We start from the raw sequence: 4,316 nt of genomic DNA, 5'->3' as shown, positions 1-4,316 counted from the left end.
CGCGAGCCCTCCGGCATCCGCGCCCGACAGCGTCGCCGCCAGGAGCGCCGGCCGGCCCCCGAGGCGCAGCAGGCGCGGCCGCAGGGGCGCGAACACCGCCTCGCCCCCCGCCGGCACCGTCACGGTGGCCACGGGCACGGGCTTCGGATCGGTGCTGACCGCCATCGGCTGGCGCTCGCGGATCGTCAGGACCGCGGCTCGTTGGTGGCGACGATCCCGAGGCCGTGGCGGCCGGCAAGGTCGAGAAGTGCGGTCTCGACCCGCCCCTCCTCGGGCAGGCCGTGGCGCTGCAACTCGACGTAGAGCCGGTCCTCGCCGAATGCCTCCTTCAGCCGCTGCAGGCGGCCGAGGGCCAGTTCCGGCCGCCCGGCCCGGAAGGCGGCATCGAGGGGCCCCGACAGACCGCCGGTGAGGGCGATCAGTCCCTCCGAGGCTCCGACGAGGGCCGCGGCGTCCAGGCGCGGCGCTTCGCCGAGCGCCGTGTCGAAATAGGCGCGGCTCGCCAGCCGCAGCAGGTTGGCGTAGCCGGCCTCGTCCTGGGCCAGGAGCACGATGCCATGGTGCGTCGGCGCCTGGCGCTGGTGCGGATCCGCGGCCTCGAACGCCACCGAAAGCTGGATGCCGGCGATCGGCTGGACGCCCTCGCCGGCCGCCTTCTCGGAGAATTCGAGCGCCCCGAACAGGTTGTTGGTGTCGGTCAGCGCCAGGGCGGGCTGCCGGTCGGCGACCGCGGCCTTGATCAGGGAGCCGACCTTCAGCGCCCCTTCGAGCAGGGAATAGGACGAGTGGACGTGGAGGTGGACGAATCCGACCTCCTTGAGCTGGCGTGGCATGGCCGACCTTGTTCCGGGGTCGGCCAGCATCCCCGCTCGCCGGCTCCAAGTCGACGTGTGCCGGGCCGACGAAAGGCGATATCCACCGGTCGTGCCCCGGAAGCACCAGTTCGGGCCAAGCCTGTGGATTATCGGCCGCGCCGGGCGGATCGCCTGTGCATAACCCGTCCATCGCAGGAACCTGGGGCGCCTTGGAAAAATCCGGCTAACGAACCGGTGCCAAGGCTATCGCCCAGGCGCCGACCGCCGCGAACAACAGCCCGAACGCCATGAACTCGACCATCCCGGTCAGGACCAACCGCTTCAGCATCGACCTGCCTCCCGTGTTCCGGTCCTAGTATGTTCATGTTTTGTTCCAATGGAAGGGCGTGCGGGCCACAAACCGGCGCCCGCTTATCGGTACAGTAAAAAGTGTCTTGATGCGGATCGGGCGGGCTGGCATGCCCCGCCTTCGAGACGAGCTCGTCACCGCTTGGGGGGTTCGAAGGAGTAAGCCATTCCCGCGCACCGGACGGTCGAACGGTTCGACGTCGCCCTCGTGGCCGTCGGCACGCACGGTGACGTGCTGCCGTTCATCGCGCTGGGTCACGAACTCCTGAAGCGCGGTCACGGCGTCTCGCTGGCGGCCCCGGCGCCCTTCGAGGCGATGGCCCGCCGGGCCGGACTCGCCTTCCAGCCCCTGGGTACGGTCGCGGATTACGAGGCGGTGATCCGCCAGCCGGATCTGTGGCACCCGCAGCAGGGCTTCCGCCCGATGTTCGATTACGCCCTGCAGGTGGCCGAGCCGGCCTGCCTGTGGCTCGGTGCGACCCGCGCCCGGGGGATCGACCTGCGGGTGGTCGCCTCGCCGCTGGGTTGGGGCGCCCGGCTCGCGCAGGATCTGTACGATCTCCCGACCGCGACGCTGCACGTCATGCCGTTCCTGATCGAGAGCCGGTACGATCCGCCGCGTCTGCCGGGCCTGCCGCTGCCGCGCGTCCTGCCGGCCTCCCTGCGGGCCTACGTGAATCTCGGCGTCGACAAGGTGGCGGTCGGCCCGTTCACGCTGCCGCCGCTCAACGCCCTGCGGGCCCGCCTCGGCCTCGATCCGGTCTACCGGCTGCGTCACTGGTGGAACAGCCCGACCGGCATGCTCCTCATGTTCCCCGACTGGTACGCGGAGCCGCAGGCCGACTGGCCGGGTCAGGCGGTGCAGCTCGGCTTCCCGCTGGTCGACCGGTTCGGCGACGTGGCGGCCATGCCGCCGGAGCTGGAGGCGTTCCTCGCGGCGGGCGACCCGCCGATCGTGTTCACCTACGGCTCGGCCATGCGCCAGGGGGCCGGCTTCTTTGCCACCGCGGTGCGGCTGTGCCGGCGGATGAACCGGCGCGGCGTCCTGCTCGCTCCCCAGGGCGGCCAGATCCCGAAGCCGCTTCCGGCCGGGATCATCCACCTGCCCTACGCGCCCCTGAGCGCCCTGTTGCCGCGCAGCGCGGCCCTGGTCCATCACGGGGGCGTCGGCACGGTGGCGCAGGCTTTGGCCGCGGGGATCCCGCAGCTCGTGGTGCCCGTGGCTTTCGACCATTTCGACGAGGGGCGGCGGCTGAAGGACCGCGATCTCGGCGCCACCCTGAGCCGCCGCGCCTTCCGTCCCGCACGGGCGGCGCGGGTGCTGGGCCGGCTGCTCGCCGATCCCGCCGTGGCGCGGGCCTGCGCGGCGGCCCGGGCACGGATGGCGGGGAGCTCCGACGCCATCATCGACGCCTGCGACTACGTCGAGAGGCTGATGCCGACCGAGGCCGGTTCCGGCCCCTCCGTCGCTCCCTGACCGCACCGGTCGCGCGGGGCGGCCCGAACGCGAGCGGCGCCGCCCCGGGGGGGGGGCGGCGCCGTCTGCTTACTGGCCGAGCAGAGTCGTGGCCGAGCCGACGAGCGTCATGAGCAGGCCGCTCACGAAGGCACCGATCATGACGTAGGAGAGAGCCTTCAGCTTCATCTGTCCTCGCGTCGGATCAGCAGCGGTAACCGCCGGCGGTCTGGCCGTACTGCTTCACCGGCCGGGTCTGCTGATCGGCGTTGCCTTCGGCGGCCGAGCTCATCGGGCAGCCCACGTAGTTGGGATTGTCGTGGACACCGAGGCCGAGGGAGCCGGTCGTCTCAACCTCGTAGGGAGCGAAGCCGGTCCAGCGCGCGCCGTTCTCCGCCAGAGCGGACGAGATCGGAGCGGCACCAAGAACAAGAGCAGTGACGGCGGCGGCGATACGGGTCTTCATGGCAGGGCTCCAGAGATCACGCAGTACAGGCCGGTTGTTCGGCTCTGTTTTATCTAGCGTGATAATAAGATAGGGAGCCGGTGTCTTCCGTGACGTGACTCGCCGCACGCGACGGGACGGATTAAAAATCGTGTGCATTTATGGACGCGTGAAGCCAGGCATGGACTTCGCCGACGGCGCGGGCGGGGCGAACCGCGGGGTTGAAGGACCGCCCGCATGGCGCGTTGGGGGTGACGTCCGGGCGCACGAAGTCCGCCGCCGCCTTGACCGGAAGCGATCTTGAGCCGAGCCCGTCCGCGTCGATGCGCGCGGCGCCGCGCGCGCCGATCCGCGGACACACGGGACGGTCCGTGCGGACGCGTCGCCGGACTCAGTCGAGCTGCGTGATCAGCCCGTCGCGGATGGTCACCCGCCGGTCCATCCGGGCGGCCAGCTCGAGGTTGTGGGTTGCGACCAGAGCGGCGAGGCCCGAGGCGCGGACCAGCGCCATCAGGACCGAGAAGACGTGGCCTGCCGTCCCGGGGTCGAGATTGCCGGTGGGCTCGTCGGCCAGCAGGAGGCGCGGGCCGTTGGCCACCGCCCGCGCGATGGCGACGCGCTGCTGCTCGCCGCCCGACAGCTCGGCCGGGCGGTGCGGGAGCCGTTCCTTGAGGCCCAGGAAGCTCAGGAGTTCCGTGGCGCGGGCCTTCGCCTCCGGACCCTTCAGACCGCGGATGAGCTGCGGCATCACCACGTTCTCCAGGGCGGAGAATTCCGGCAGGAGATGATGGAACTGGTAGACGAAGCCCATCTCCTCGCGCCGCAGACGGGTGCGCTCGGCATCGGCCATCGCCGCGGTGGGATGGCCGCCGATAAAGATCTCGCCCCCATCCGGCCGCTCCAGAAGGCCGGCCAGATGCAGCAGGGTCGATTTGCCGGCGCCCGACGGCGCCACCAGCGCCACCAGTTCCCCCGGCCAGATCGCGAGGTCAGCCCCGCGCAGGATCTCCAGGGCACCTTCGGCCTGGGGATAGCGCCGCTCGACGCGGGAAAAGAACAGGGCCGGGACCGGCTGGTCGCCGGTTGTCTGGCTCGACTCGCTCATCGGATGCGGCCCGTCAGCCGTAGCGGAGGGCCTGCACCGGATCGAGCCGGGCGGCGCGCCAGGAGGGATACAGCGTCGCCGCGAGCGACAGCAGCAGGGACGTGATCACCACGGCGGTGATCTCCTTCGGATTCATCTGGGCCGGGA

Annotated in this window: 3 protein-coding genes and 2 pseudogenes; 1 reads left to right on the top strand and 4 read right to left on the bottom strand. The window is 71.1% G+C overall.

The window, feature by feature from the left end:
• Positions 1–194: 194 nt before the first annotated feature.
• A pseudogene (locus tag I53_RS20850) lies at positions 195–833 on the bottom strand (PHP domain-containing protein); the annotation flags it as partial.
• A 538-nt stretch (positions 834–1,371) separates the two neighbouring features.
• Here I53_RS20850 and I53_RS20845 point away from each other — a divergent pair.
• Positions 1,372–2,640: a glycosyltransferase gene (locus I53_RS20845; protein ID WP_043354256.1), complete on the top strand. Its 1,269-nt coding sequence runs from the start codon at positions 1,372–1,374 to the stop codon at positions 2,638–2,640.
• Between the two features lie 184 nt (positions 2,641–2,824).
• Here I53_RS20845 and I53_RS20840 read toward each other — a convergent pair whose 3' ends face one another.
• From I53_RS20840 to I53_RS35355, 3 genes and pseudogenes are all read right to left on the bottom strand, one after another.
• Positions 2,825–3,085: a hypothetical protein gene (locus tag I53_RS20840; protein ID WP_043354255.1), complete on the bottom strand. Its 261-nt coding sequence runs from the start codon at positions 3,083–3,085 to the stop codon at positions 2,825–2,827.
• Positions 3,086–3,455: 370 nt separating this feature from the next.
• A complete protein-coding gene (locus tag I53_RS20835; RefSeq protein ID WP_043354253.1) occupies positions 3,456–4,169 on the bottom strand; it encodes an ABC transporter ATP-binding protein in 714 nt (237 codons plus the stop codon).
• 13 nt (positions 4,170–4,182) lie between these two features.
• A pseudogene (locus I53_RS35355) lies at positions 4,183–4,316 on the bottom strand (lipoprotein-releasing system transmembrane subunit LolC); the annotation flags it as partial.

The sequence above is a fragment of the Methylobacterium sp. B1 genome (assembly GCF_000333255.1).
In the GTDB taxonomy this organism is placed as follows: Bacteria; Pseudomonadota; Alphaproteobacteria; order Rhizobiales; family Beijerinckiaceae; genus Methylobacterium; species Methylobacterium fujisawaense.
Note: the sequence above shows the minus strand (reverse complement) of the source record. Positions and strands in the feature narration are given on the sequence as shown.